Source organism: Mesorhizobium sp. M4A.F.Ca.ET.020.02.1.1 (assembly GCF_004022645.1).
In the GTDB taxonomy this organism is placed as follows: domain Bacteria; phylum Pseudomonadota; class Alphaproteobacteria; order Rhizobiales; family Rhizobiaceae; genus Mesorhizobium.
This window is the reverse complement of record NZ_RZOI01000980.1, coordinates 1-1,801: the sequence shown is the minus strand read 5'-3', so window position 1 is coordinate 1,801 and position 1,801 is coordinate 1. Positions and strand designations below refer to the sequence as shown.

Sequence of the window (1,801 nt, the reverse complement as noted above, 5' to 3'; positions counted from 1 at the left end):
CGTCGGAGCGTCCGCGCGCAGGCGCGCCGGCCGGCCCGGCCTTGGTGTGGCGGCCGTCCAGCGCGGCTAGCAGGGCTGTCTTTTCCGCCTCTGCGCTTTGCCTACGCAGCGGATCAGCCTCGCCCTCGGGCGCGCGGCCGTAGACGTGCAGTCCGTCCTTGACGGCGAAATCCTTGAGGTCACAGAGCCAGGCGTCGATGCGGCGCAGCGCTTCGTCCGGCGCGTCGGTTCTGGCAACGCCAGCTTCGGAGGCAAGCCCGGTTTTTCGCGCGGTCTCGACGATCAGCCTGGCCAGGCGGTCGCGGCGGCGACGGTCGAGCCCGTCGGCCTGCGCATATTCGTCGACCAGCCGCTCGAGGCGCTGCTGGTTCTCATCGAGGCCCGCACCAGTCAGCGGCGGCGGCAGGTGGCCGAGCGTGACGGCGGCGATACGGCGCTTGGCCTGCGCCGCTTCGCCGGGATTGGAGACGATGAAGGGGTAGATGACGGGCAGCGCGCCGGTGACGATCTCGGGAAAGCAGGTGCCGGAGAGCGCGACGGTCTTGCCCGGCAGCCATTCCAGCGTGCCGTGCGCGCCGACATGGATGAGGGCGTGGACCCCGAGCGATTTTTGCAGCCAGAGGCCGAAGGCGATCAGGTCGTGGCGCGGGGGCAAAGTGGGGTCATGGTAGTCGGCGCGGCGGTCGACTGAGCGGCCACGATCGGGGGCGAGTGCCACGGTGAGGTTACCGAAGGTTGCGGCGCGGAAGGGGAAGTGCTGTCTGCATGATGAAGGTTGGCGTTCTGTCGCGCCCCCCTCTGCCCTGCCGGACATCTCCCCCACTTGGGGGGAGATCATGCCGTCACCGCCACCTTCGCTAATCGCCGCCGTTGCAAGAGGAGAGCCGATGCCAGAACTGCCAATTTCCCCCTTAGTGGGGGAGATGTCCGGCAGGACAGAGGGGGGCGCCTCGCGCGAACCTGTCTCGTCTGATTTTCCCCAGGCAGCTTCGACGGCAGTCATTGCCTCAGTGGGCAACTCTTTCGACAAGTCTAGATAGTTCGTCAGCCCTAGCCCGCCACCACCCACCTCCAGCGCATCCAGCAACGCGCGCGGCGATTGCGGAATCGCGTCAACCGCATAGCCCTGTTCCTTCAGGTCGTGCAGCATCGCGAGCACGCTCGACGGCACGTCGAGGCCGACGGCATAGCCGGTACGGCCGGGCGCGCTCGGATAATCCGGTATCAGGATCGCCAGCTTGCGCTCGGCCCGCTCGGTCCGCCGCAAGCGAATGAACGCCGCGATGCGCTTGGCGACCTGCGCGACGCGATCGATCTCCGGCCGGTTGGCGAAGGCGCGGAAAGCTAGCGCCGGGTCGGTTTCGCTCTCGCCCTTGAACGAAATCGCGCCGGCCAGGATGCGGCCGTCGAGTTCCGGCAGCACGACATGCATGGCAAGGTCGGCGGGAGCCAGGCCGCGCTGGTTTTTCTCCCAGACCTGGCGGCGCGTGGTCGCGACGATGACCTGGAAGACCGGCACGCCGGCACGGTCGAACAGCGTCTCCGCGCCGGGCTCGGCGCCGGAGGCGAATGCGGTGGCGGTGACGATGGCGGCCGGGTTCAGTGAGGCGAGGGCGTTCTCGACGAAGGCCAGAGACGCCTGATCCTTGAGACTCGAAACGAAGATCGGCACCGGCGCGATGCCTTGCGCGTGCAGTGCGTCGACCAGCGCATCGATCGGCGCGACATCGGCGGCGAGCAGCATCGAGCGGTAGAAGAGGATGGGGACGATGGGAGCGCCGTCTCCCTCCCCCTCGAGGGG

The 1,801-nt window shown here is 68.2% G+C and carries 1 protein-coding gene; it reads right to left on the bottom strand.

What is annotated here, in order from left to right; translation table 11 throughout:
* Positions 1-1,801 (bottom strand): cobaltochelatase subunit CobN (locus tag EN742_RS38400; RefSeq protein ID WP_189375715.1); only part of this gene is annotated, 1,801 nt, incomplete at both ends.